This is a genomic window from Pantoea phytostimulans (assembly GCF_046118715.1).
GTDB lineage: Bacteria > Pseudomonadota > Gammaproteobacteria > Enterobacterales > Enterobacteriaceae > Pantoea > Pantoea phytostimulans.
The window spans coordinates 282,003-305,732 of the sequence record NZ_CP173698.1 but is presented as its reverse complement, the minus strand read 5'-3'; the positions used below and the strand labels follow the sequence as shown (position 1 = coordinate 305,732).

The window sequence follows — 23,730 nt, the reverse complement described above, 5'->3', positions numbered from 1 at the left end:
GCTGTCTGGTCAACTCCGCATAATGCGCCCCGCAACGCCGATGAAGGTTGCGCGAAAAAAAGATGGCTACGTAGCTCAGCTGGTTAGAGCACAGCACTCATAATGCTGGGGTCACAGGTTCGATTCCCGTCGTAGCCACCATCTTTTTTTGCGGGAGTGGCGAAATTGGTAGACGCACCAGATTTAGGTTCTGGCGCCGCAAGGTGTGCGAGTTCAAGTCTCGCCTCCCGCACCATTTCATGATTCGGCAAGCGTGGATGGGGTATCGCCAAGCGGTAAGGCACCGGCTTTTGATGCCGGCATTCCCTGGTTCGAATCCAGGTACCCCAGCCAATTTTCGAAGTTTCTCGTGGTTGCGAGTCGACGAATGGGATATCGCCAAGCGGTAAGGCACCGGTTTTTGATACCGGCATTCCCTGGTTCGAATCCAGGTATCCCAGCCATCTTCGAAAAAGCAAAGCAATAAACGCAATAAAATTAGGCTACGTAGCTCAGCTGGTTAGAGCACAGCACTCATAATGCTGGGGTCACAGGTTCGATTCCCGTCGTAGCCACCATTTTATTGGGGTGTCGCCAAGCGGTAAGGCACTGGTTTCTGATACCAGCATTCCGGGGTTCGAATCCCTGCACCCCAGCCATATAAAGACAATTTGATTCCCATAATTGGGGTGTCGCCAAGCGGTAAGGCACTGGTTTCTGATACCAGCATTCCGGGGTTCGAATCCCTGCACCCCAGCCAAATTGCATAATAAAGCCCGCTTTTGCGGGCTTTATTGTTTCTGCCTGTTGCAGTTCACCTTTCAATAGCCCCGCGCACACTTACCGCACAGCATCGACATATCAAAAAACGCCTCTACACCCTGAACATTAAAATTCAGAAGTGTAATGTCCGTATATCCAGAGGCGCCAGATTTCAACGCGTTTCATCCTCTACGCAGATCCACCCATTATTTCGTTGTCATTACAGCCCTAATGCATAACGCAGCGCCTGACGTTTTAACACGCCAGAATGCTCTGCAGCGATCAACCCAAGGTTACGTATAAATTTAAGCGGTGGCAGGTGATTGCTAAAGGCGAAATAGAACAGATCCATGCCGCTTTGCATCAACAAATTATCGTTGCGTCGTTGTCGTTGATAACGTAACAGCACGCGTTCAGAGGCCCAATCTTCTGCCTGACTGCGCGATTCGCTCAACACATCAATTAAGGCGTCAATATCGCGATAACCAAGGTTTACGCCCTGTCCTGCCAGCGGATTAATGGTATGTGCTGCATCACCTACCAACGCTAACCCCGGTAGAACATAGCGAGAAGCATGACGGCGTACCAGCGGAAAACCGCCTGCAGCGTGCGCTTTAAAGCGGCCTAAACGCGCAGGGAAATGGGCAGCAATCTCTTTTTCTAGCTGTGGCAGTGCCATCGTCTGTAATTGACGAATGCGCGTTGGCGAGTCATACCAAACCAGCGAAGCATGATTACCATAGAGCGGCAAAAAAGCACGTGGGCCTTGTGGAGTAAAGTGCTGCCATGTTGTATCGCCTGCTGGGTGTTCACAAGTTACACCAATCAATAAACATGACTGCGCATAACTCCAGCCATGAATACCAATGCCCGACATCTGCCGCACCTGCGAATTGGCACCATCTGCGCCCACCACCAAACGCGCATGCAAAGTTTGGCTATTATCGAGATTCAGCCGCCAGCCGCCATTTTCTTCTTGTAGATGTTCTAACGTTGCCGGTGAGATCAGCGTAACCTCCAGCTGCTGCATCCGCTCCCATAAAGCCCGCTGCAAAACACCGTTTTCCACCATAAAACCTAATTCTGGCAATCCCAGCGACACCGCATCAAAATTGACCTGCGCGGTTTGCCATTCCCAGGTTTCTAACTTGCGATACGGCGCACAGCGCATGGCCTCAATACGTGACCAGACATCAAGCTGCTTTAGCATGGCTACAGAAGAAGAACCAATGGCAGAAATACGAATATCAGGCTCGCTGTCAGCCACAAACGGTGCCGGCTCCGCGCGCTCAATCACTGCTACGCGAAATTTTTCCAGCGCCAATCCGCAAGCCAGTGCTGCTCCGACCATGCCACCGCCGACCACCACGACATCAAACTGATTATCCTGCATTGCTCATATCCTTTTACTTTTCTCCGCCAGCTTCAGCAGCGAGCGGGACCGATTAAGCAAAGTGTACCGGAAAAAATCCGGCACGATCAGAAAAGCCCTTAGGCTGGTCACAACAGCATCAAAGCATTACAATACGCGCCCTGCACTTCACTGCTCTGAATCAATGGCTAGTTCGATGACAAAAAAACTGCATATCAAAACCTGGGGATGTCAGATGAATGAGTACGATTCATCTAAGATGTCTGACCTGCTGAACAGTACGCATGGCTACACGCTGACTGAGGAAGCTGAAGAGGCGGATATCCTGCTGCTTAACACCTGCTCTATCCGAGAGAAAGCGCAGGAGAAGGTTTTCCACCAGTTGGGCCGCTGGAAAAAGTTAAAAGAGCGCAACCCTGATTTGATCATCGGCGTCGGCGGTTGCGTAGCGTCACAGGAAGGGGATCATATTCGCCAGCGCGCGCCTTGCGTGGATATCGTATTTGGTCCACAAACCCTGCATCGCCTGCCAGAAATGATTAACACCGTACGCGGAAGCAAAAGCCCGGTTGTTGATATCAGCTTTCCTGAAATTGAGAAATTTGATCGTCTGCCAGAACCGCGTGCAGAAGGCCCAACCGCCTTCGTTTCCATCATGGAAGGCTGCAACAAATATTGTACTTTCTGTGTGGTGCCTTATACCCGCGGCGAGGAAGTAAGCCGTCCGAGCGACGACATTTTGTTGGAAATTGCCCAACTGGCTGCGCAAGGTGTTCGCGAAGTCAACCTGCTGGGTCAAAATGTTAACGCCTATCGTGGCGCAGCCTTTGATGGTGATGTCTGCACTTTTGCAGAGTTATTGCGTCTGGTTGCTGCTATCGACGGCATTGACCGTATTCGCTTCACCACCAGCCATCCCATCGAATTTACCGATGACATCATCGAGGTTTATCGCGATACACCGGAACTGGTGAGCTTCCTGCATTTGCCGGTGCAAAGCGGTGCTGATCGTATTCTCACACTGATGAAACGTGCGCATACCGCACTGGAGTACAAAGCGATTATCCGTAAGCTGCGCGCGGCACGCCCGGAGATTGAGATTAGCTCTGACTTTATCATCGGCTTCCCTGGCGAAACGCAGCAGGACTTCGAGCAGACCATGAAGCTGATTGGCGACATCAACTTCGACATGAGCTATAGCTTTATTTATTCTGCACGTCCCGGCACGCCAGCGGCGGACTTGCCCGATGACGTCAGCGAAGAAGAGAAAAAGCAGCGTCTGTGGATTCTGCAAGATCGTATTAACCAGCAGGCACTGGCCATCAGCCGCCGTATGCTGGGCAGCGTGCAACGCATTCTGGTTGAAGGCATCTCGCGTAAGAACGTGATGGAACTGACGGGACGCACTGAAAACAACCGCGTGGTTAACTTCGAGTGCTCGCCAGAGATGATAGGCAAATTTGTCGATGTCGAGATTGTCGACGTCTATACCAATTCGCTGCGTGGCAAACTGGTCCGCACTGAGGATGAGATGGGTCTACGCGTTGTTGAAAGCCCGGCGTCGGTCATTGCGCGTACGCGTAAAGAGAACGAAATCGGCGTAGGTACTTTCCAGCCTTGATCCCTGCTTTACTTTGCGGCAGCGCGCGCAGTGCTGCCGCCAAATTCAGTTTGTTGCACTTGGTTTCTGAAAGAGCCGCCCAAATATCTTTTCTGAAGCTTGCGTCCAGGCTTTACGACATAAATAATTTCGTTATGGCGCATTCGTTTAAGCCAAACGGTGCGTCAAACCCTCATTTCAACTGGCCCTCAGTGACCCAAAGGATTCGTTTGAATATCGAAACTCGTGAAATCGCCCTTGAACCGGCCGATAACCGCCGTCTGATGAGCCTGTGTGGTCCATTTGATGACAATATTAAACAACTGGAACGTCGTTTGGGCATTGAAATCAATCGCCGTGACAATGCCTTCAAGTTAGTTGGACGCGCGCTGTGCGTGAACGCGGCGGCAGATATCCTTAAAACGCTCTACGTTGACACGGCCCCCGTTCGCGGTGATATCCCCGATATCGAGCCAGAAAAAATTCACCTGGCGATCAAAGAGAGTCGCGTACTGGAACAAACCGCAGAAAGCGTGCCTGATTTTGGCAAAGCGGTGAACATCAAAACGAAACGTGGCGTCATTAAGCCGCGTACGCCTAATCAGGCGCAGTACATCGCGAATATCCTCGACCATGACATCACCTTCGGCGTCGGCCCGGCGGGTACCGGTAAAACCTATCTGGCGGTGGCTGCTGCAGTTGACGCGCTGGAGCGTCAGGAAATCCGTCGTATTCTGCTGACGCGCCCCGCCGTGGAAGCGGGTGAAAAACTGGGTTTTCTGCCAGGCGATCTCAGCCAGAAAGTTGATCCTTACCTGCGCCCTCTTTATGACGCGCTGTTTGAGATGCTGGGCTTTGAACGCGTTGAAAAGCTGATGGAGCGCAACGTTATCGAAGTCGCGCCGCTGGCTTACATGCGTGGCCGTACGCTCAATGATGCGTTCATCATCCTGGATGAGAGCCAGAACACCACCATCGAACAGATGAAAATGTTCCTGACGCGTATCGGCTTTAATTCAAAAGCGGTGATTACCGGCGACGTCACGCAGATAGACTTGCCGCGTCACACCAAATCTGGCCTGCGCCACGCAATTGAGGTGCTTTCAGAAGTGGAAGAGATCAGTTTCAACTTCTTCCATAGCGAAGACGTTGTCCGTCATCCCGTGGTCGCACGCATCGTTGTCGCCTATGAAGCCTGGGAAGAAGCCGATCAAAAACGTCGCGATCAACAGGCTGAAGAGCGTAAACGTGAAGCGCTGGCGGCGCATGTTGCCGCGCAGGAGAGCAAATGAGTTCGGTAATTCTTGATCTTCAACTCGCCTGCGAGCACACCACGGGCTTGCCGGAAGAAGCACAGTTCCAGCGTTGGCTGGAAGCGGCGGTTATGCCCTTTCAACCAGAAAGTGAAGTCACTATTCGTCTGGTTGATGAAGCAGAAAGTCATGAGCTTAATCTGACTTATCGCGGTAAAGATAAGCCGACCAATGTGCTGTCATTTCCGTTTGAAGCCCCACCCGGTATTGAATTGCCGCTGCTTGGCGATCTGATTATTTGTCGTCAGGTTGTCGAGCAAGAGGCTGCTGAACAAGGCAAAACTGTTGAAGCGCATTGGGCGCATATGGTGGTACACGGTACGCTGCATTTGTTGGGCTATGACCACATTGAAGACGAAGAAGCCGAAGAAATGGAAGGAATCGAGACCGAGATAATGCTTGCTCTTGGGTATCCCGATCCGTACATTTCGGAGAAAGAAGACGCTTGAGCCTTTGGTTCAGGTCATCCTGCTGTTGGCACTAACGCCGGCAGTTTTATTTTCTTATCAGAGAGATCGACAAAAACCGCCATGAGCGATGACCATTCTCAAAACAGCGATGCACCCAGTAGTAAAAAGGGATTTTTTTCCCTGTTGATCAACCAACTGTTTCACGGTGAACCAAAAAGCCGTGACGAACTGCTGGAGCTGATCCGCGATTCCAATCATAAAGACCTGATCGATCAGGATACCCGCGACATGCTCGAAGGTGTATTGGACATTGCAGAACAGCGCGTGCGTGACATCATGATTCCACGCTCGCAAATGATCACTCTCAAACGCAATCAGAACCTCGAAGAGTGCCTTGAGCTCATTATCGAATCCGCGCATTCGCGTTTTCCAGTAATCAGCGAAGACAAAGATCATGTCGAAGGCATCTTAATGGCAAAAGATTTGCTGCCATTTATGAGCAGTGAATCAGAACCGTTCAGCATGGAAAAAGTGCTGCGTCCTGCGGTTGTGGTGCCTGAGAGTAAGCGCGTTGACCGCATGCTGAAAGAATTTCGCTCGCAGCGTTATCACATGGCGATTGTCATCGATGAGTTTGGTGGTGTTTCAGGTTTAGTCACCATTGAAGACATTCTTGAGTTGATCGTGGGTGAGATTGAAGACGAGTATGACGAAGAAGAAGATCGTGATATTCGCCAGCTAAACCGTCAAACCTTCACTGTGCGTGCATTGACGCCAATAGAAGATTTTAACGAGGTGTTTGCCACGCAGTTCAGCGATGATGAAGTCGACACCATCGGTGGACTGGTGATGCAGGGATTCGGCCACCTTCCCGCACGTGGGGAAAGTATTGACATTGATGGTTACCATTTCAAAGTCGCGATGGCTGACAGCCGCCGTATCATCCAGGTTCACGTAACAATTCCGGAAAATTCGCCGCTACCTCACTTGGATGACGAATAAGTTTATGGTTTTAGCCTCTCTCTACTCGCGTCAGCGGGTACGCCTTCTGCTGGCTTTAATTATGGGTGCCTTTGGCACCCTCGCCTTTTCCCCTTATGATTTTTGGCCTGCTGCGCTGCTTTCGCTGTGTGGCCTGCAGCTCCTGACGCTCAATCGAACCAGCCCGCAGGCTACAGTCATCGGCTTCGTTTGGGGTTTTGGTCTGTTTGGTAGCGGCATAAACTGGGTTTACGTCAGCATCGCGACCTTTGGTGGCATGCCAGGACCGGTGAATATTTTCTTGGTGGTTCTGCTGGCCGCCTATTTAGCTATCTACCCCGCATTATTTGCAGGTTTGCTCAATCGATTTTGGCCGCGCGCTACATTGTGGCGTCTGGCGCTAGCCGCACCAGCATTGTGGCAAATCACTGAGTTCTTACGCGGTTGGGTGCTAACTGGCTTCCCTTGGCTGCAATTTGGTTACAGCCAGATTGATGGTCCGCTGAAAGGGCTTGCTCCGCTGGCGGGGGTAGAAACGCTGACCTTCCTGCTGATGATTATTGCTGGCCTGCTGGTGCATGCTCTGCAACAACGCAGCGGTAAAAGCCTGATCGCCGGCTTGATATTACTGGCACTGCCTTGGCCTCTACGCTACATCCAGTGGGTTCAACCGCTGCCTCAGCGCAGCGTTGAAGTGGCTTTAGTACAAGGTAATATCCCGCAGTCGATGAAGTGGGATCCTCAGCAATTACTGAATACGCTACGCGTTTACACCAGCCTGAGTCAGCCGCTGATGGGCAAAGCGCCGATCATTATTTGGCCTGAGTCTGCTATCACTGATTTAGAAAGCAACCAGCAAGCGTTTTTGCGTTCACTTGATGATGAATTACACCAGCGTGGCAGCGCATTGATTACCGGCATCGTTGATTCACGTCTGGAGCAGAACCGCTACCACGACTACAACACAGTAATCGCGTTGGGTGGAGAACAGCCTTATAACTACTTCAGCGCCAATCGTTATCAAAAAAACCATTTGGTTCCCTTTGGCGAATTCGTGCCGCTGGCTGATTTACTCCGCCCGCTGGCGCCGTTCTTTGATCTGCCAATGTCCTCTTTCAGTCGCGGTGCCTATATTCAACCGCAACTGAGCGTGGCGGGCTACCACCTTACTAGCGCGATTTGCTATGAAATTGTGCTGGGCGAACAGGTACGCGCCAATTTACGTCCCGATACTGATTTCCTGTTAACGGTATCCAATGACGCATGGTTTGGGCACTCAATCGGCCCGTGGCAGCATTTCCAGATGGCGCGAATGCGTGCATTGGAATTAGGCCGCCCGCTGTTACGTAGCACCAATAATGGCGTGACCGCAGTAGTGAATGCCAATGGCGATGTTGAGAAGATGCTGTCGCAGTTTACCCGCGGCGTATTAACTGAAAAAGTCACGCCCACTACCGGTGAAACACCTTATGCACGCGCTGGCGTTTGGCCAGTCTGGATATTAACGGCCTTAGCGGCGCTTATTGCTGTTATCCGCCGTCGGCGTTAGGTTTATCTCAACGCAAAACGGCGAAGGCTCCCTCGCCGTTTTTTCTTCTCATAATCTCTGTATCCCACCTTTTTTCGTCACCCTCCGCTGCCAATGTCTCTGCATCCTCATCGACTCGATCGCGCTTTCTGGCACGATGATTGCTATTTAACTCAGGAGTTTTCGCAGACATACCATTTGATGACGCGTTGTCAGGCCGTCTGCACCAAAAGAAATCAATCCCGCGCACCGCTATCGCGCATGGATGTGTTTTTGCCTTTTTTTGGTGCGAATCGCCTCGCAAAAAAGAAACTTTTTTGTTTCATCACGTTAACAATCCGCTATGTTAGTGACTATTCTGAGCGCGCTTGCGCTGTGGGATGACCAGAAAAGCAGCAGAAAATACACACAACATCATAATCAGCACAGGATAAATTCTGTGCAATTTCCATACGAAGGAGTTGGAACATGCAGATACGCAAAGTGGCATTATCTCTTCTGCTGTTAAGCGCAGCAGCTGGAGCGGCCCAAGCGGAAGATCTCAGCGGCACCCTGAAAAAGATTAATGACAATGATGTCATTGTCGTCGGGCACCGTGAATCATCAGTTCCCTTTTCTTACTATGACAACCAGCAAAAAGTCGTCGGTTATTCTCAGGCTTATTCCAACGCCATTGTAGAAGCCATCAAAGCGAAGCTGAACAAGCCTGACCTGCAGGTCAAAATGATCCCTATCACTTCACAAAACCGTATCCCTCTGTTACAGAACGGGACTTACGATTTTGAGTGTGGATCAACTACCAACAACCTTGAGCGTCAGAAACAGGCCGCCTTCTCCGATACCATTTTTGTGATCGGCACGCGCCTGCTGGTGAAAAAAGGCGGTCCGATTAAAGATTTCACCGACCTCAAAGGCAAAACTGTGGTCGTGACATCCGGTACGACTTCTGAAGTTCTGCTGCATAAGCTGAACGATGAGAAGAAAATGGAAATGCGCATTATCAGCGCTAAAGATCACGGTGATTCTTTCCGCACGCTGGAAACCGGTCGCGCTGTGGCCTTCATGATGGACGATGCACTACTGGCAGGCGAACGTGCAAAAGCGAAGAAACCTGATAACTGGGAAATTTTAGGCACGCCGCAATCGAAAGAAGCTTATGGCTGCATGCTGCGTAAAGAAGATCCACAGTTCAAAACCTTGGTGGATGACACCATCGTTAAAGCGCAGTCTTCTGGTCAGGCAGAAAAATGGTTTGATACCTGGTTCAAGCAGCCGATCCCACCAAAGAATTTGAACATGAACTTTGCGTTGTCTGATGACATGAAAGCCCTGTTTAAAGAGCCTAATGACAAGGCACTGAATTAACAATGATAACAAGGGCAGCCGCGCTGCCCTCTCGATTGCTGAAACCGCGGCATGGACAGACAAACCTGTAACAGGTCGTTCCCCTGAAACAGGCAGTAAAAGCCGTTCATCAATCTTCAGGGTAGCTTAGCTACCCTTTTTTACCGGAGCTCGTTATGGGTATCGATTGGAACTGGGGCATTTTTCTCGAACAGGCCCCGTTCGGTAACACGACCTACCTTGGCTGGCTGTGGTCCGGTTTTCAGGTGACGATCGCCGTCTCCTGTTGTGCCTGGATTATCGCCTTCTGTGTAGGATCATTTTTCGGCATTCTGCGCACTGTACCCAATCGTCTGTTGTCGACCATTGGTACGTGCTACGTGGAACTGTTTCGTAATATCCCACTCATCGTTCAGTTTTTCTTCTGGTACTTGGTGGCACCGGAACTGGTGGGTGAAAACTTAGGGATGTGGTTTAAAGCCGAGCTGGATCCCAACATCCAATTTTTCATCTCCTCTACGATCTGTCTTGGCCTGTTTACCGCGGCCCGCGTCTGCGAGCAGGTACGAGCGGCGATTCAGTCGCTGCCAAGCGGACAAAAAAATGCCGGTTTGGCGATGGGGCTAACCCTGCCGCAAACCTATCGTTATGTGTTACTGCCGAATGCGTATCGCGTGATTGTGCCGCCGATGACATCGGAAATGCTTAACCTAGTGAAGAACTCAGCTATCGCTTCAACTATTGGCTTGGTAGATATGGCTGCACAGGCGGGCAAACTGCTCGACTATTCCGCACACGCTTATGAATCCTTTACGGCTATTACGCTGGCCTACGTGGCGATTAACCTGGTGATCATGCTGTTGATGAGTTTTGTAGAGCGCAAAGTGCGTCTGCCTGGCAATGTAGGAGGGAAATAATGTACGAATTTGACTGGAGCTCCATTGCTCCCAGCCTGCCCTACCTGCTAAACGGTTTGGTTATCACGTTCAAAATCACCCTCACCGCGGTGATCTTCGGCATTATCTGGGGCACCTTGCTGGCAGTAATGCGTTTATCTACTTTCAAGCCCATCAGCTGGTTCGCCAAACTTTACGTCAACCTGTTTCGCTCAGTGCCGTTGGTGATGGTGCTGCTGTGGTTTTATCTGGTGGTGCCGAGCTTCTTACAGCAGGTTCTGGGGATATCGCCGAAAACCGATATTCGCCTGATTTCGGCAATGGTGGCTTTTTCACTGTTCGAAGCCGCTTATTATTCAGAAATTATCCGTGCCGGGATCATTAGTATCTCACGCGGTCAGGGTAATGCGGCGTTGGCGCTGGGCATGACGCAATGGCAGTCGATGAAACTTATCATCCTGCCGCAGGCGTTCCGCGCCATGGTACCGCTGCTGCTGACGCAAGGTATCGTGCTGTTTCAGGATACGTCGTTGGTCTATGTCTTGAGCCTGGCTGACTTCTTCCGTACCGCTTCTACCATTGGTGAGCGTGACGGTACCCAGGTTGAAATGGTTCTGTTTGCCGGTCTGGTTTACTTCGTTATCAGCCTGAGCGCGTCGTTGTTGGTCAGTTATCTAAAAAGAAAAAGGACGGTTTAAATGATTAACCTGAAAAATGTTTCTAAGTGGTATGGTCACTTTCAGGTGCTGACCGACTGCTCAACCGAAGTGAAAACCGGTGAAGTGGTGGTGGTCTGCGGACCGTCCGGTTCTGGTAAATCAACCTTGATCAAAACCGTCAATGGGCTGGAGCCGATTCAGCAAGGCAACATCACGGTTAGCGGAACCGAAGTAAACAACAAGAAAACTAACCTGGCCAAGTTACGCAGCCAGATCGGCATGGTGTTTCAGAACTTCGAACTCTTTCCGCACCTCAGCATCATCGATAATTTGGTGCTGGCACAAGTCAAAGTCTTGAAACGTGACAAAGCCGCAGCGCGTGAAAAAGGCCTAAAGCTGTTGACTCGCGTCGGATTGGCAGCACATGCACAAAAATTTCCAGGCCAGCTTTCTGGCGGCCAACAGCAGCGTGTGGCGATTGCCCGCGCGCTCTGCATGGATCCCATTGCCATGCTGTTTGACGAACCGACTTCAGCGCTCGATCCTGAAATGATCAATGAAGTGCTGGACGTGATGGTCGAACTGGCACAGGAAGGCATGACAATGATGGTGGTAACCCACGAAATGGGCTTTGCGCGTAAAGTGGCTAACCGCGTGATCTTTATGGATGAAGGTAAAATTATCGAAGACACCAATAAAGATGACTTCTTTAATAATCCGCAATCCGATCGCGCTAAAGACTTCCTCGCTAAAATCCTGCACTAAAAAACAGGCGGGCTGTGAGGCCCGCCTGTTTTATCAAACATTTAAATTAAGGTTCAAACGGCTGGCGTTGAAACTGATCGTGCCCGCATTCCGGGCAACGTGACAAAGTTTCGGGCGTGTAAATAGCGCGTGTAAAGTGGCACTTTTCACATACCAGATTTCCTAACCCCACCACTTCACCACTTTGATATACGCCATGGTGATGCAGATCCTGAAACACCTCCCGCCACTCCAGCTGGCTCTTATCGGTGATGTCAGCCAACTCTTTCCACACGCTTTCACGAATCACTCGCATAAACACTGAATCACCTAACGGCTCCTCAACTTCAGCATAGCTGCGTGCAAACTCTTCTAAATCTCGCCGAACCGATGAAAGCGCCTGATCGACTTCACCAACGCTGAGGTCACTGCTGGCGAGCAACTGGCTACGTCGTTCAGCAATCAGCGTATCAACGTTACGATCGCCATGGCGAAGGCGCTCGGTCAAAACCGCTAACGACTCGCGATATTCCTGAGCCACTTTGTTCATTTAATTCTCCTTTATGCGCTCAATGCCTGCACTAAGTTTAGACGTTTTGGCATATTTGCCGTGTCGTCTGAGAGACGAATGACAAAAGGGTGAAGGCTCAGGCGCTTTAAGCAGAAATCGCGCCAGCGAAAGTGGGAAGTGTTGTTGATACGCGGCCTTATGGGTATGCTATGCGGATCTTAAAGTAAGCAAAGTGTTATTCATTAAGGACCACAGGCAGCCATGCAAGAGCAATACCGCCCGGAAGAGATTGAATCCCGCGTGCAGCAGCACTGGGATGAAAACGAAACGTTTAAAGTGACTGAGCAGGAAGGTAAAGAGAAATATTATTGCCTCTCCATGTTGCCCTATCCTTCTGGCCGCCTACACATGGGTCACGTTCGTAACTACACCATCGGCGACGTAATCGCGCGTTATCAGCGTATGCTCGGCAAAAACGTGTTACAGCCGATTGGCTGGGATGCGTTTGGTCTGCCTGCAGAAGGTGCAGCGGTAAAAAATAACACCGCACCTGCGCCGTGGACTTACGACAACATCGCCTACATGAAAAACCAGTTAAAACTGCTGGGCTTTGGTTATGACTGGAGCCGTGAGCTAGCGACCTGCCAGCCAGAATATTATCGCTGGGAACAGTGGTTCTTCACCAAGCTGTACGAAAAAGGCCTGGTTTATAAAAAAACGTCGGCGGTGAACTGGTGCCCGAACGACCAAACAGTGCTGGCAAACGAGCAGGTTATTGATGGCTGCTGCTGGCGCTGTGACACCAAAGTTGAGCGCAAAGAAATTCCGCAGTGGTTCGTGAAGATCACCGACTACGCTGAAGAATTACTGAACGATTTGGATACGCTGGAAGATTGGCCTGAGCAGGTCAAAACCATGCAGCGTAACTGGATTGGCCGTTCGGAAGGTGTAGAAATCACTTTTGACGTGGCTAACAGTGAAGAAAAAGTCACCGTCTACACCACGCGTCCAGACACCTTTATCGGTGCGACTTACGTAGCGGTTGCCGCAGGTCACCCTTTAGCCACTCAAGCCTCAGTAAACAACCCGGCTCTGGCTGACTTTATCGCCGAATGTCGCAACACCAAAGTGGCTGAAGCCGATATGGCGACCATGGAGAAAAAAGGCATGGCTACCGGCCTGTCTGTTATCCATCCGCTGACGGGTGAGTCCCTTCCAGTATGGGTCGCTAACTTCGTACTGATGGAATACGGCACCGGTGCGGTCATGGCCGTTCCGGGTCACGATCAGCGCGACTGGGAATTTGCGACCAAGTACGATTTGCAAATCAAGCCGGTTATCCTGAACCTTGATGGCAGCGAGCCTGACGTCAGCGCGGCAGCGATGACTGAAAAAGGCACGCTGTTCAATTCCGGTGAGTTTAGCGGTCTGGATCACGCTGCCGGTTTCAATGCCATTGCTGAAGCGTTAGCAGCGAAAGGCGTTGGCGTACGCAAAGTAAACTATCGTCTGCGTGACTGGGGCGTTTCTCGTCAACGTTACTGGGGTGCGCCAATCCCAATGGTGACGCTGGAAGATGGCACCGTGATGCCAACGCCAGAAGATCAGCTGCCCGTGATTTTGCCGGAAGATGTCGTCATGGATGGCATCACCAGCCCAATCAAAGCCGACCCAGAGTGGGCAAAAACCACGGTAAACGGCCAACCTGCGCTGCGCGAAACCGACACGTTTGACACCTTCATGGAATCGTCGTGGTACTACGCACGTTATACCTGCGCTAACTACAACGAAGGCATGCTTGACCCGGCTGCTGCAAACTATTGGCTGCCGGTTGATCAATATGTGGGTGGTATCGAACACGCCATCATGCACCTGATGTATTTCCGCTTCTTCCACAAATTGCTGCGCGATGCTGGCCTGGTTAACTCGAACGAACCGGCTAAACGCCTGCTGTGTCAAGGCATGGTACTGGCAGATGCGTTTTACTATTTGGGCGTCAATGGCGAGCGCAACTGGGTTTCTCCGGTTGATGTCACCGTTGAGCGTGATGAGAAAGGCCGCATTACTCAGGCTGTTGACAATCAGGGCCGCGAAGTGATTTACGCTGGCATGAGCAAAATGTCGAAGTCGAAAAACAACGGCATTGATCCCCAGCTGATGGTTGAGCGCTATGGTGCGGATACCGTGCGTCTGTTCATGATGTTTGCTTCGCCAGCAGAAATGACACTGGAATGGCAGGAATCAGGCGTCGAAGGGGCTAACCGCTTCCTGAAGCGTGTGTGGAAACTGGTGTTTGATCACACGCAAAAAGGTGCCACTGTGGCGCTGGATGTGGCCAGCCTGGACGATGATCAGAAAGCGCTGCGTCGCGATCTGCATAAAACCATCGCCAAGGTCGCCGATGACATTGGTCGCCGTCAGACGTTTAACACGGCGATCGCGGCTATCATGGAATTGATGAACAAACTGGCGCGCGCGCCGCAGGAGAGCGAACAAGATCGCGCTCTGATGCACGAAGCGCTGCTGGCGGTTACACGTCTGCTTTACCCTTTCACTCCGCATGCGTGCTACGTTCTGTGGCAAACGCTGGGTGGCGAAGGTTCGATTGATGATGCAGTTTGGCCAGTAGCCGATGAAGCGGCAATGGTTGAAGATTCGCTGTTAGTCGTGGTCCAGGTAAACGGTAAAGTGCGTGGTAAAATCACCGTTCCAGCCGATTCAACTCAGGAGCAAGTTCAGGCACGCGCTGCGCAAGAACATTTGGTGGCGAAGTACCTTGACGGCGTGACTATTCGTAAAGTGATTTATGTACCGGGCAAACTGCTTAACCTGGTCGTAGGTTAAGTTCAGGAGGAACTGTGCGACATCCGATTATCAGGCTGTTTGTCACGCTGGCGGTGTTGATCACCGCTGGCTGTGGTTTTCATCCACGCGGCACCACGCAGGTGCCGTCTGAGTTGAAAACGCTGATTGTTAACTCTGGCGATCCTTATGGTCCGCTGACACGTACAGTGCGTCAGCAGCTGCGCCTTAATAACGTCAATATTGTTCAGGACACTAAGCAGAACCGCATCGATATCCCCACGCTGCGTCTTGGCGGAGAAAGGCAAGGTCGTGACACCGCTTCGGTATTTATCAGCGGCACCACCGCAGAATATCAGTTGGTGATGACGGTAACTGCGCAGGTCCTGTTGCCGGGCAAAGGCATCTATCCCATCAGCACCACGGTTTATCGCTCCTTCTTTGATAACCCGAATGCGGCGCTGGCAAAAGATGCCGAGCAGGACTTGATCGTTCAGGAGATGCGTCAACGTGCTGCAGAGCAGTTGGTGCGTAAGCTGCTTACCGTGCATGCTGCGCAAATCAACAACAAAGAGACATTACCTGAATCGTCCATTCCGGTGCCGGGTGAAGATTCAGCGGAAGTGCCCTCTTCCTCTGCTACCAGTTTGCAATGATCAGGATTTATCCTGAACAACTCAGCGCGCAGCTTCGTGAGGGGCTGCGCGCCTGTTATTTGTTAGCCGGTAACGAACCATTGTTGTTGCAGGAGAGTGCCGATGCCATCCGCGTCACCGCGAATGCGCAAGGCTTTGAAGAGCATTTCAGCTTCACGCTGGATGCTCACACCGACTGGGACAGTTTGTTTGTCAGCTGCCAGTCGCTCAGCCTGTTTGCACAACGCCAAACCCTGACGCTACACTTTCCCGAAAATGGCCCCAATGCGGCGATGGCAGAGCAACTGCTCAAGCTGTCTGGCCTGCTGCATGCCGATATTCTGTTGATTTGCCGTCTGGCAAAACTGACCAAAGCACAGGAAAACAGCGCCTGGTTCAAAGCGTTGTCGGCGCACGCTGTGTTAGTACCCTGTCAGACGCCAGAGCAGGCGCAGCTGCCACGTTGGGTTGTTAACCGTGCTAAAGCGATGCAGTTAAACATCGATGACGCTGCCGTGCAGCTGCTGTGTTACTGCTATGAAGGTAATTTGCTGGCGCTGGCACAAGCGCTGGAGCGTTTATCGCTGCAGTGGCCCGACGGCAAACTCACTTTGCCGCGCGTTGAAGAAGCCGTAAGCGATGCCGCACATTTTACCCCTTTTCACTGGGTGGATGCTTTGCTGGCGGGTAAAAGCCGCCGCGCCCTGCATATCCTTCATCAGTTAGAAAAGGAAGATAGCGAAGCGGTAATTTTAATGCGCACGCTGCAACGCGATCTGCTGACATTACTGCACTTGCAGCGCCATCAGACGCAACAGCCGCTGCGCACGCTGATGGATCAGCAACGCATCTGGCAAAATCGTCGCGCTTTGTTTACCGAAGCACTACAAAGACTGGATGCGGTCCGTTTACAGCGCGCCATTCATTTGCTGGCACAGATCGAGATAACCTTAAAGCAAGATTATGGTCAGCCTGTTTGGCCACAGCTCGAAACGTTGTCGTTATTGATTTCCAGCCGCGCCTTTCCAACGAGTTTTGCTCATGTCTGAACTACACGCGCTGTTTGGTGGCACCTTTGACCCGATTCACTTTGGCCATTTGCGCCCTGTTGAAGCATTGGCGCAACAAGTTGGATTAAAACGCATTACCTTGTTACCCAATAACGTGCCGCCACATCGTCCTCAGCCAGAAGCGAATGCCGCACAGCGCGTTGATATGCTGCGTTGCGCTACCGAAACGCTTCCGCTGTTTGAGATTGATACGCGCGAACTGCAACGCGAAACGCCATCGTGGACCGTGGCGACGCTAGAAACCCTGCGCGCTGAGCGTGGCCAACAGCAGCCGCTGGGTTTTATTATTGGCCAGGATTCTTTGCTTACGCTGGCAAAATGGCATCGCTGGCAAGATTTGTTGTCATTGTGTCACCTGCTGGTCTGTAAACGTCCTGGCTATGCCACCGAAATGGATTCGCCCGAAATGCAGGCGTGGCTTGATCACCATATCACGCAGGATGTTCAGCAATTGCATCAACGGGCAGCAGGGTGTATCTGGCTGGCTGAAACGCCGTTGTATAATATTTCCGCTACTGAAATCCGTCAGCGCCGCCATCAGAACCTCGCTTGTGATGATCTTCTGCCTGCCGCCGTTATTGCCTATATCGACCGCGCTGGCTTATATCGCGACTGATTTCCCCATGCTATACTGCGCCGCTTGATTTTTGGCTGCATCATTCCGTACATCATTTAGTCTGTGCATCATTTATTCTGAGCACTATCCGGGCTTTCAGCCGGTCCACCATCACCAGTTTTGAGGGGAACCTTTTGCAAGGTAAAGCACTCCAAGAGTTCGTTATCGATAAAATCGATGATATTAAAGGCCAGGACATCATTGCACTTGATGTGCAAGGTAAATCCAGCATCACCGATTGCATGATTATCTGCACCGGCACCTCGACACGTCATGTCTCTTCGATTGCCGAGCACGTAGCGCAGGAATCTCGCGCAGCGGGTATGGCGCCGCTGTCGGTTGAAGGTAAAAATGCTTCCGATTGGGTCATTGTTGATCTGGGTGAAGTTATTGTGCACATCATGCAGGAAGAGAGTCGCCAGTTGTATGAACTGGAAAAACTCTGGAGCTAACGCGTGAAACTGCAGCTCGTTGCCGTTGGCACCAAAATGCCCGACTGGGTGCAGACCGGTTTCATGGAATATCTGCGTCGCTTTCCCAAAGATATGCCGCTGGAATTGATTGAGGTTCAGGCGGGTAAGCGTGGGAAAAATGCTGACATCAAACGCATTCTTGAAAAAGAAGGTGAAGCGATGTTGGCGGCGGTCGGCAAAGGCAATCGAATTGTTACGCTGGATATCCCCGGACATCCGTGGGAAACGCCACAATTAGCGCAGCAGCTGGAGCGCTGGAAGCAGGATGGACGTGATGTCAGCCTGCTGATTGGCGGCCCGGAAGGTTTAGCGCCCGCCTGCAAAGCTGCGGCCGAGCAGAGTTGGTCGCTTTCAGCATTAACGCTACCCCATCCGCTGGTGCGCGTGCTGGTCGCTGAAAGTCTTTATCGTGCATGGAGCATTACGGCAAATCACCCTTATCATCGTGAATGACCGATAAGCCCACATCAGACCTTACAAGTAGCGGATGAAATTACAAAGCAACGCCTTTCGCGATTATAGCGCCGAACAGAAACTCTTTGTCCGCCGGGCGTTGATCGCTTTCGTCGGTATTTTAGTGCTTTCCTCCGTGCTGGTGGTCAACCTGTACCACCTGCAGATTTTACGTTTCGACGATTACCGTACCCGCTCAAACGAAAACCGCATCAAACTGGTGCCGGTTGCGCCCAGTCGCGGCATCATCTATGACCGCAACGGTACGCCGCTGGCGTCGAACCGCACTATTTATCAGGCTGAGTTAGTACCAGAAAAGGTCGATGATCTTAAACAGACGTTAGAAAAATTACGTCCGGTGCTCGATCTCAGCGACGAAGATCTTGAAGCCTTTGAAAAAGAGCGCAAGCGCTCACGACGCTTTACCTCAATTCCGGTTAAAACCGGCCTGAATGATATTCAGGTTGCCCGCTTTGCGGTTAATCAATATCGCTTTCCCGGCGTCGAAGTCAAAGGCTACCAACGTCGCTACTATCCTTTTGGTCAGACGCTGACGCACGTTGTGGGTTACGTGTCGAAGATCAACGATCGCGATGTCGCTCGCCTTGATAAAGAAGGTAAATGGCCAAACTACGCAGCGACCCATGATATCGGCAAGTTGGGCATCGAAAACTTCTATGAAGATCTGCTGCACGGCAAGACAGGTTATGAAGAAGTTGAAGTAAACAACCGCGGCCGCGTGATTCGTCAGCTGCATGAGGAGTCGCCACAGGCGGGCCGCGACATCTATCTCACCATCGATCTTAAACTGCAGCAGTATATTGAAACGCTGCTGGCGGGAAGCCGCGCGGCGGTCGTGGTTAGCGATCCGCGTACCGGTGAAATATTGGCGATGGTATCAACACCAAGCTATGACCCGAACCTGTTTGTTGATGGCATCTCGTCAAAAGATTATCGCGCCTTGTTGGCCGATGAAAACCGTCCGCTCTACAACCGTGCGATACAAGCGGCTTACCCGCCAGCGTCAACCGTTAAACCCTATGTCGCCGTCTCTGCCTTAAGTGCTGGTGTGATCAATCGTAATACCAGCCTGTTCGATCCAGGTTGGTGGCAACTTCCCGGTTCTGAAAAGCGTTATCGCGACTGGAAAAAATGGGGACATGGCCGCCTCAATGTGACCAAATCGTTGGAAGAATCCGCCGATACCTTTTTCTATCAGGTCGCTTATGACATGGGTATTGACCGCCTTTCCGAATGGATGAATAAGTTTGGTTATGGCCATCGCACCGGTATTGACCTTCCACAGGAAAGCGCGGGCAACATGCCGACGCGCGAATGGAAACAGAAGCGCTTTAAAAAACCGTGGTATCAAGGCGATACCATTCCTGTTGGTATTGGTCAGGGATACTGGACGGCCACGCCCTTGCAGATGAATAAAGCGATGATGATCCTGATTAACGATGGCGAGATTAAAGTGCCGCATATGCTGCGCGCCACACGCGAAGGCCGTACGATTGTGCCTTACCGTCAGGCACCCTCGGCCCCTATTGGCGATATCCATTCGGGTTATTGGGAAATTGCTAAAGACGGCATGTATGGCGTTGCCAATCGCCCAAACGGTACTGCACACAAAAGCTTCGCGGATGCACCTTACAAAATCGCAGCCAAATCAGGTACGGCGCAGGTGTTCGGTTTGAAAGAGAACGAAACGTATAACGCGCATAAAATTGCCGAACGCTTACGTGATCACAAATTGATGACAGCCTTTGCACCCTACGACAAACCACGTGTTGCCGTGACGATCATTCTGGAAAACGGCGGCGCTGGCCCGGCGGTCGGTACCGTGATGCGCCAGATTCTGGATCACATTATGTTAGGTGATAACAATACTGTCCTGCCCGACGCAGCGCCCACGCCGCCCGGCTATGAAGGTGAATAATCATGTCCATGAACGATAGTCCGCAAAAAAGATCGATCTGGACGCGTATCCATATCGATCCATTGTTTATGTTAGTTATTTTAGGTCTGCTGACCTACAGCGCCATCGTTATCTGGAGTGCCAGCGGGCAAGATCCTGGCATGATGGAGCGTAAAATTGGCCAGATTGTCATGGGCCTGGTAATCATGATCGTCCTGGCGCAGGTTCCACCGCGAGTTTATGAAGGCTGGGCGCCTTATCTCTATATTATTTGCGTCATCTTACTGATAGCAGTCGATGCTTTTGGTCAAATCAGTAAAGGTGCGCAACGCTGGCTGGATCTTGGCGTGGTGCGTTTTCAGCCCTCGGAAATCGCTAAAATTGCTGTACCGCTGATGGTGGCGCGTTTTATCAACCGCGACGTCTGCCCGCCTACACTGAAAAATACCGGCATCGCCTTGATTCTAATCTTTGTGCCTACGCTATTGGTCGCGGCGCAGCCTGACCTTGGCACCTCAATTCTGGTGGCGGCATCAGGTTTATTTGTTCTGTTCTTATCCGGTATGAGCTGGAAATTAATTGGTGTCGCAGTATTGCTGGTGGCTGCTTTCATACCTATTTTGTGGTTCTTCCTGATGCATGACTATCAGCGCGACCGCGTGATGATGCTGCTTGATCCCGAGAGTGACCCGCTGGGAGCCGGCTATCATATAATCCAGTCCAAAATCGCCATTGGTTCTGGTGGCCTGCGTGGCAAAGGCTGGCTGGAAGGTACGCAATCACAACTCGAATTTTTACCCGAACGTCATACTGACTTCATCTTTGCGGTGCTGGCAGAAGAATTAGGCCTTGTTGGCGTGCTGGCTTTGCTGGCGCTTTATTTGTTGTTGATCATGCGCGGTTTGATTATCGCAGCACGTGCGCAAACCACGTTTGGCCGCGTGATGGCGGGTGGTTTAATGCTGATTTTATTCGTTTATGTTTTCGTTAACATTGGCATGGTTAGTGGTATCTTACCGGTGGTTGGCGTTCCGTTGCCGTTGGTCAGTTATGGCGGCTCTGCGCTGATCGTACTTATGGCGGGATTCGGCATTGTGATGTCGATCCATACTCACCGAAAAATGTTATCTAAAAGTGTTTAAGAGGCTGCAGATGCGTAAGGATTGGCTTGGCGTTGCACTGGCATCAATGATTTTGGCTGCCTGTTCCACCCCGGAACCGCAAAACAGTGCGCCGCCGCAACCGGCTTATAATGGCCCGGTGGTTGAAATTCCTGGCGTGGAACCGCGTTATGAGCCCGTCAATCCCGGCACCAACCAGGATTACAGCGTCAATGGTAAAACCTACCGCATCAACCAAAATCCTCAGAATTTCAGCGAGATTGGTATAGCGGCCTGGTACGGTGATGAAGCAAAAGGCAACCGCACGGCAACGGGCGAAAGCTACGATCCTGATGCCTTAACGGCAGCCCATCCAACCCTGCCGCTGCCAAGCTATGTTCGTGTAACCAATATCGCCAATGGTCGTCAAATCGTGGTACGCGTTAACGATCGTGGTCCCTATACGCCAGGCCGCGTTATTGACTTGTCGCGTGCCGCAGGAGACCGCCTCAACATTTCCAACAATTCTCGCGTACGCGTTGACTACATTAACGTGGCACCAGATGGCACCCTTTCGGGACCCGGTACCATCGGTACCGTTGTTGCTAAGCAAAGCTACTCCCTTCCGGCTCGCCCTGATTTGAGCGGCGGATCGGTGATGAACGGCGGCAGCGCAGCGCAATCAGAACCCGCTCCGCAAAACGTTGAGGCTATCAGCAACAGCACATTGCAAAGCAGCGATAATATGGGCGCACCGGTTCAAAGCAGCGGCTTTCTTGGCGCCCCTCAACCGCTAGCCAATGGCGTACTGGAGGGCAGCGAGCCGCAGCCCGCTCCAGTAATCGCGACCGCTGCCGCAGCATCTGCTGCCAGCCCTGCCTCATCCAGTAACAGCGCGCATCCGGTGGTCGGCTATGTTGTACAAGTCGGTGCATTAAACGATCCCGCTCGGGCGCAGCAAATGCAAAAAAGCTTAAGCCAGCGCTTTGGTGTGCCCGGCGCCGTTGAAGCTTCAGGCAACGTTTATCGTGTGCAACTTGGCGGGTTTAAAACCCGCGCTGAAGCAGCCGCGTTACAACAGCGACTAAATACCGAGGCACAAATTACGTCGTTCATTACCAGCGCGCGTCACGAAATGTGATGTAAATCACCTTAGTCGTAACGTCTGCTAACAACCCATTCATTAAGCCAGATGCCTGTAAATCAGGCATTTGTTATGATGAGTTATCTTTTTAAACCTTAAAACCACGGATGTTGTAGTCCTATACATGAACACGCTGAAATCATCTCGTTTGCTGAAACGCCTGACAGTGGGATCACTGATCGCTTTCTCTCTCAGCCATGCCGCTATTGCTGATGATGTTAATCTCAAGACTATGATTCCGGGCGTACCGGACATTGATGCCGAAGCTTATGTGCTCATCGATTACCATTCAGGTAAGGTGTTGGCCGAAAAAAATGCTGATGCGCGTCGCGATCCCGCCAGTCTGACCAAAATGATGACCAGCTATGTGATTGGACAAGCGGTTAAATCTGGCAAAATCCATCAGGACGATATTGTTACTGTGGGTCAGGATGCCTGGGCAACCGGTAACCCCGTGTTTAAAGGCTCTTCGTTGATGTTCCTGAAGCCTGGCGATCGTGTTCCAGTTTCACAGCTGACGCGCGGCATTGTGCTGCAATCAGGTAACGATGCTTGTGTGGCGATGGCCGATTACGTTGCCGGCAGCCAGGATGCGTTCGTTAACCTGATGAACAACTACGTAAAAGCCATTGGCCTGACAAACACCCATTTCCAGACGGTTCACGGTTTGGATGCGGAAGGTCAATACAGTTCAGCACGCGATATGGCGAAGATTGGTCAAGCACTGATCCGCGATGTGCCAGATGAATACGCGGTTTATAAAGAAAAAGAATTTACCTTCAACAATATCCGTCAGATGAACCGTAATGGTCTGCTTTGGGACACTAACCTGAATGTTGATGGGATCAAAACCGGTCATACCAACGCAGCGGGCTATAACCTTGTCGCTTCTGCTACCGAAGGCCAGATGCGTTTGATCTCTGCCGTAATGGGTGGGCATACCTATAAAGGTCGTGAAACCGAAAGCAAAAAGTTGCTGACATGGGGCTTCCGTTTCTTTGAAACCGTCGCGCCACTGAAAGCAGGTAAAGAGTTTGCTTCCGAGCCGGTGTGGTTTGGTAACAGCGATCGTGTTCAGCTGGGCGTAGATAAAGATGCCTACCTGACCATTCCACGTGGACGGATGAAAGATCTGAAAGCCAGCTATGTGCTGAACAATACTGAGCTGCACGCACCGCTGCAGAAAAACCAAGTTGTGGGTAGCATTAACTTCCAGCTGGACGGTAAAACCATCGATCAGCGCCCGCTGGTGGTGTTAAACGAAATCACTGAAGGTGGATTCTTCAGCCGTATCGTCGACTACATCAAACTGATGTTCCATCACTGGTTCGGCTAATCTCTGCGGGCGATTGAAAAGTCGCCACAGCGCCCCCATATCACGTTATTATGATGCTCCCGCTCAGGCGGGAGCCTTTTTTAT

General features: G+C 51.4%; 21 protein-coding genes and 7 tRNA genes. 26 read left to right on the top strand and 2 right to left on the bottom strand.

Annotated elements, in window-relative coordinates; all coding sequences use genetic code 11:
- Positions 1 to 64 precede the first annotated feature (64 nt).
- The 7 genes from ACF2G4_RS01460 (at position 65) to ACF2G4_RS01430 (ending at position 739) form a co-directional block, all read left to right on the top strand.
- A tRNA-Met gene (locus tag ACF2G4_RS01460) sits at positions 65 to 141 on the top strand.
- Positions 142 to 150: 9 nt separating this feature from the next.
- A tRNA-Leu gene (locus ACF2G4_RS01455) sits at positions 151 to 235 on the top strand.
- Between the two features lie 23 nt (positions 236 to 258).
- Positions 259 to 333: transfer RNA gene (locus ACF2G4_RS01450), tRNA-Gln, on the top strand.
- A 35-nt stretch (positions 334 to 368) separates the two neighbouring features.
- Positions 369 to 443: transfer RNA gene (locus tag ACF2G4_RS01445), tRNA-Gln, on the top strand.
- A 37-nt stretch (positions 444 to 480) separates the two neighbouring features.
- Positions 481 to 557: transfer RNA gene (locus ACF2G4_RS01440), tRNA-Met, on the top strand.
- A gap of 6 nt (positions 558 to 563) precedes the next feature.
- Positions 564 to 638: transfer RNA gene (locus ACF2G4_RS01435), tRNA-Gln, on the top strand.
- Between the two features lie 26 nt (positions 639 to 664).
- Positions 665 to 739, top strand: a tRNA-Gln gene (locus tag ACF2G4_RS01430).
- A gap of 222 nt (positions 740 to 961) precedes the next feature.
- Here ACF2G4_RS01430 and ubiF read toward each other — a convergent pair.
- The gene (gene ubiF / locus ACF2G4_RS01425; RefSeq protein WP_215847350.1) at positions 962 to 2,134 is read right to left on the bottom strand and encodes a 3-demethoxyubiquinol 3-hydroxylase; all 1,173 of its coding nucleotides are present in this window, start codon (positions 2,132 to 2,134) and stop codon (positions 962 to 964) included.
- Positions 2,135 to 2,309: 175 nt separating this feature from the next.
- Between ubiF and miaB the strand changes: the two genes are divergently transcribed.
- The 9 genes from miaB to ACF2G4_RS01380 all read left to right on the top strand — a co-directional run bounded on the left by miaB (position 2,310) and on the right by ACF2G4_RS01380 (position 11,609).
- Positions 2,310 to 3,734 (top strand): tRNA (N6-isopentenyl adenosine(37)-C2)-methylthiotransferase MiaB, encoded by a 1,425-nt coding sequence (miaB, locus tag ACF2G4_RS01420; RefSeq protein WP_215847351.1) that lies wholly within the window; start codon positions 2,310 to 2,312, stop codon positions 3,732 to 3,734.
- Positions 3,735 to 3,943: 209 nt separating this feature from the next.
- Entirely contained in the window at positions 3,944 to 5,005 is a 1,062-nt protein-coding gene (locus tag ACF2G4_RS01415) for a PhoH family protein (RefSeq protein WP_215847352.1), read from the top strand.
- Positions 5,002 to 5,475: an rRNA maturation RNase YbeY gene (gene ybeY / locus ACF2G4_RS01410; RefSeq protein WP_215847353.1), complete on the top strand. Its 474-nt coding sequence runs from the start codon at positions 5,002 to 5,004 to the stop codon at positions 5,473 to 5,475. The genes ACF2G4_RS01415 and ybeY overlap by 4 nt, the downstream gene beginning before the upstream one ends.
- Before the next feature lie 81 nt (positions 5,476 to 5,556).
- Positions 5,557 to 6,438 (top strand): CNNM family magnesium/cobalt transport protein CorC, encoded by an 882-nt coding sequence (gene corC, locus ACF2G4_RS01405; protein ID WP_243078345.1) that lies wholly within the window; start codon positions 5,557 to 5,559, stop codon positions 6,436 to 6,438.
- 4 nt (positions 6,439 to 6,442) lie between these two features.
- Positions 6,443 to 7,966: an apolipoprotein N-acyltransferase gene (gene lnt, locus ACF2G4_RS01400; RefSeq protein WP_409075390.1), complete on the top strand. Its 1,524-nt coding sequence runs from the start codon at positions 6,443 to 6,445 to the stop codon at positions 7,964 to 7,966.
- Positions 7,967 to 8,413: 447 nt separating this feature from the next.
- The gene (locus ACF2G4_RS01395) at positions 8,414 to 9,310 is read left to right on the top strand and encodes an amino acid ABC transporter substrate-binding protein (protein ID WP_215847355.1); all 897 of its coding nucleotides are present in this window, start codon (positions 8,414 to 8,416) and stop codon (positions 9,308 to 9,310) included.
- A 155-nt stretch (positions 9,311 to 9,465) separates the two neighbouring features.
- Positions 9,466 to 10,206, top strand: a complete 741-nt coding sequence (locus tag ACF2G4_RS01390; RefSeq protein WP_243078347.1) for an amino acid ABC transporter permease — start codon at positions 9,466 to 9,468, stop codon at positions 10,204 to 10,206.
- A complete protein-coding gene (gltK, locus tag ACF2G4_RS01385) occupies positions 10,206 to 10,883 on the top strand; it encodes a glutamate/aspartate ABC transporter permease GltK (protein ID WP_215847356.1) in 678 nt (225 codons plus the stop codon). The genes ACF2G4_RS01390 and gltK overlap by 1 nt, the downstream gene beginning before the upstream one ends.
- Entirely contained in the window at positions 10,884 to 11,609 is a 726-nt protein-coding gene (locus ACF2G4_RS01380) for an amino acid ABC transporter ATP-binding protein (protein WP_215847357.1), read from the top strand.
- A 46-nt stretch (positions 11,610 to 11,655) separates the two neighbouring features.
- On the opposite strand, the gene ACF2G4_RS01375 is transcribed toward ACF2G4_RS01380, so the two are convergent.
- On the bottom strand, positions 11,656 to 12,138 hold the full coding sequence (locus ACF2G4_RS01375) for a zinc ribbon-containing protein (RefSeq protein ID WP_409075389.1): 483 nt from the start codon (positions 12,136 to 12,138) through the stop codon (positions 11,656 to 11,658).
- A gap of 222 nt (positions 12,139 to 12,360) precedes the next feature.
- Between ACF2G4_RS01375 and leuS the strand changes: the two genes are divergently transcribed.
- The 10 genes from leuS (at position 12,361) to dacA (ending at position 23,646) form a co-directional block, all read left to right on the top strand.
- On the top strand, positions 12,361 to 14,943 hold the full coding sequence (gene leuS / locus ACF2G4_RS01370; protein ID WP_243078348.1) for a leucine--tRNA ligase: 2,583 nt from the start codon (positions 12,361 to 12,363) through the stop codon (positions 14,941 to 14,943).
- A 14-nt stretch (positions 14,944 to 14,957) separates the two neighbouring features.
- Complete coding sequence (gene lptE / locus ACF2G4_RS01365) at positions 14,958 to 15,557, top strand: LPS assembly lipoprotein LptE (protein ID WP_215847359.1); 600 nt, start codon at positions 14,958 to 14,960, stop codon at positions 15,555 to 15,557.
- Positions 15,554 to 16,585, top strand: coding sequence for a DNA polymerase III subunit delta (holA, locus tag ACF2G4_RS01360; protein ID WP_215847360.1), 1,032 nt, complete (start codon positions 15,554 to 15,556; stop codon positions 16,583 to 16,585). Before lptE ends, holA begins: the two co-directional genes overlap by 4 nt.
- Positions 16,578 to 17,222, top strand: a complete 645-nt coding sequence (gene nadD, locus ACF2G4_RS01355) for a nicotinate-nucleotide adenylyltransferase (RefSeq protein WP_409075388.1) — start codon at positions 16,578 to 16,580, stop codon at positions 17,220 to 17,222. Before holA ends, nadD begins: the two co-directional genes overlap by 8 nt.
- Before the next feature lie 134 nt (positions 17,223 to 17,356).
- Positions 17,357 to 17,674 carry a ribosome silencing factor gene (rsfS, locus tag ACF2G4_RS01350; protein ID WP_215847362.1) on the top strand — a complete coding sequence of 106 codons (318 nt, stop codon included), beginning with the start codon at positions 17,357 to 17,359 and terminating at the stop codon, positions 17,672 to 17,674.
- Positions 17,675 to 17,677: 3 nt separating this feature from the next.
- Complete coding sequence (gene rlmH / locus ACF2G4_RS01345) at positions 17,678 to 18,148, top strand: 23S rRNA (pseudouridine(1915)-N(3))-methyltransferase RlmH (RefSeq protein ID WP_215847363.1); 471 nt, start codon at positions 17,678 to 17,680, stop codon at positions 18,146 to 18,148.
- Between the two features lie 34 nt (positions 18,149 to 18,182).
- Entirely contained in the window at positions 18,183 to 20,087 is a 1,905-nt protein-coding gene (mrdA, locus tag ACF2G4_RS01340) for a peptidoglycan DD-transpeptidase MrdA (protein WP_409075387.1), read from the top strand.
- An 8-nt stretch (positions 20,088 to 20,095) separates the two neighbouring features.
- Positions 20,096 to 21,208 carry a peptidoglycan glycosyltransferase MrdB gene (gene mrdB / locus ACF2G4_RS01335; protein WP_215848319.1) on the top strand — a complete coding sequence of 371 codons (1,113 nt, stop codon included), beginning with the start codon at positions 20,096 to 20,098 and terminating at the stop codon, positions 21,206 to 21,208.
- A 10-nt stretch (positions 21,209 to 21,218) separates the two neighbouring features.
- Positions 21,219 to 22,307 carry an endolytic peptidoglycan transglycosylase RlpA gene (rlpA, locus tag ACF2G4_RS01330; protein ID WP_409075386.1) on the top strand — a complete coding sequence of 363 codons (1,089 nt, stop codon included), beginning with the start codon at positions 21,219 to 21,221 and terminating at the stop codon, positions 22,305 to 22,307.
- 127 nt (positions 22,308 to 22,434) lie between these two features.
- Positions 22,435 to 23,646 carry a D-alanyl-D-alanine carboxypeptidase DacA gene (dacA, locus tag ACF2G4_RS01325; protein ID WP_243078351.1) on the top strand — a complete coding sequence of 404 codons (1,212 nt, stop codon included), beginning with the start codon at positions 22,435 to 22,437 and terminating at the stop codon, positions 23,644 to 23,646.
- Positions 23,647 to 23,730: the final 84 nt, after the last annotated feature.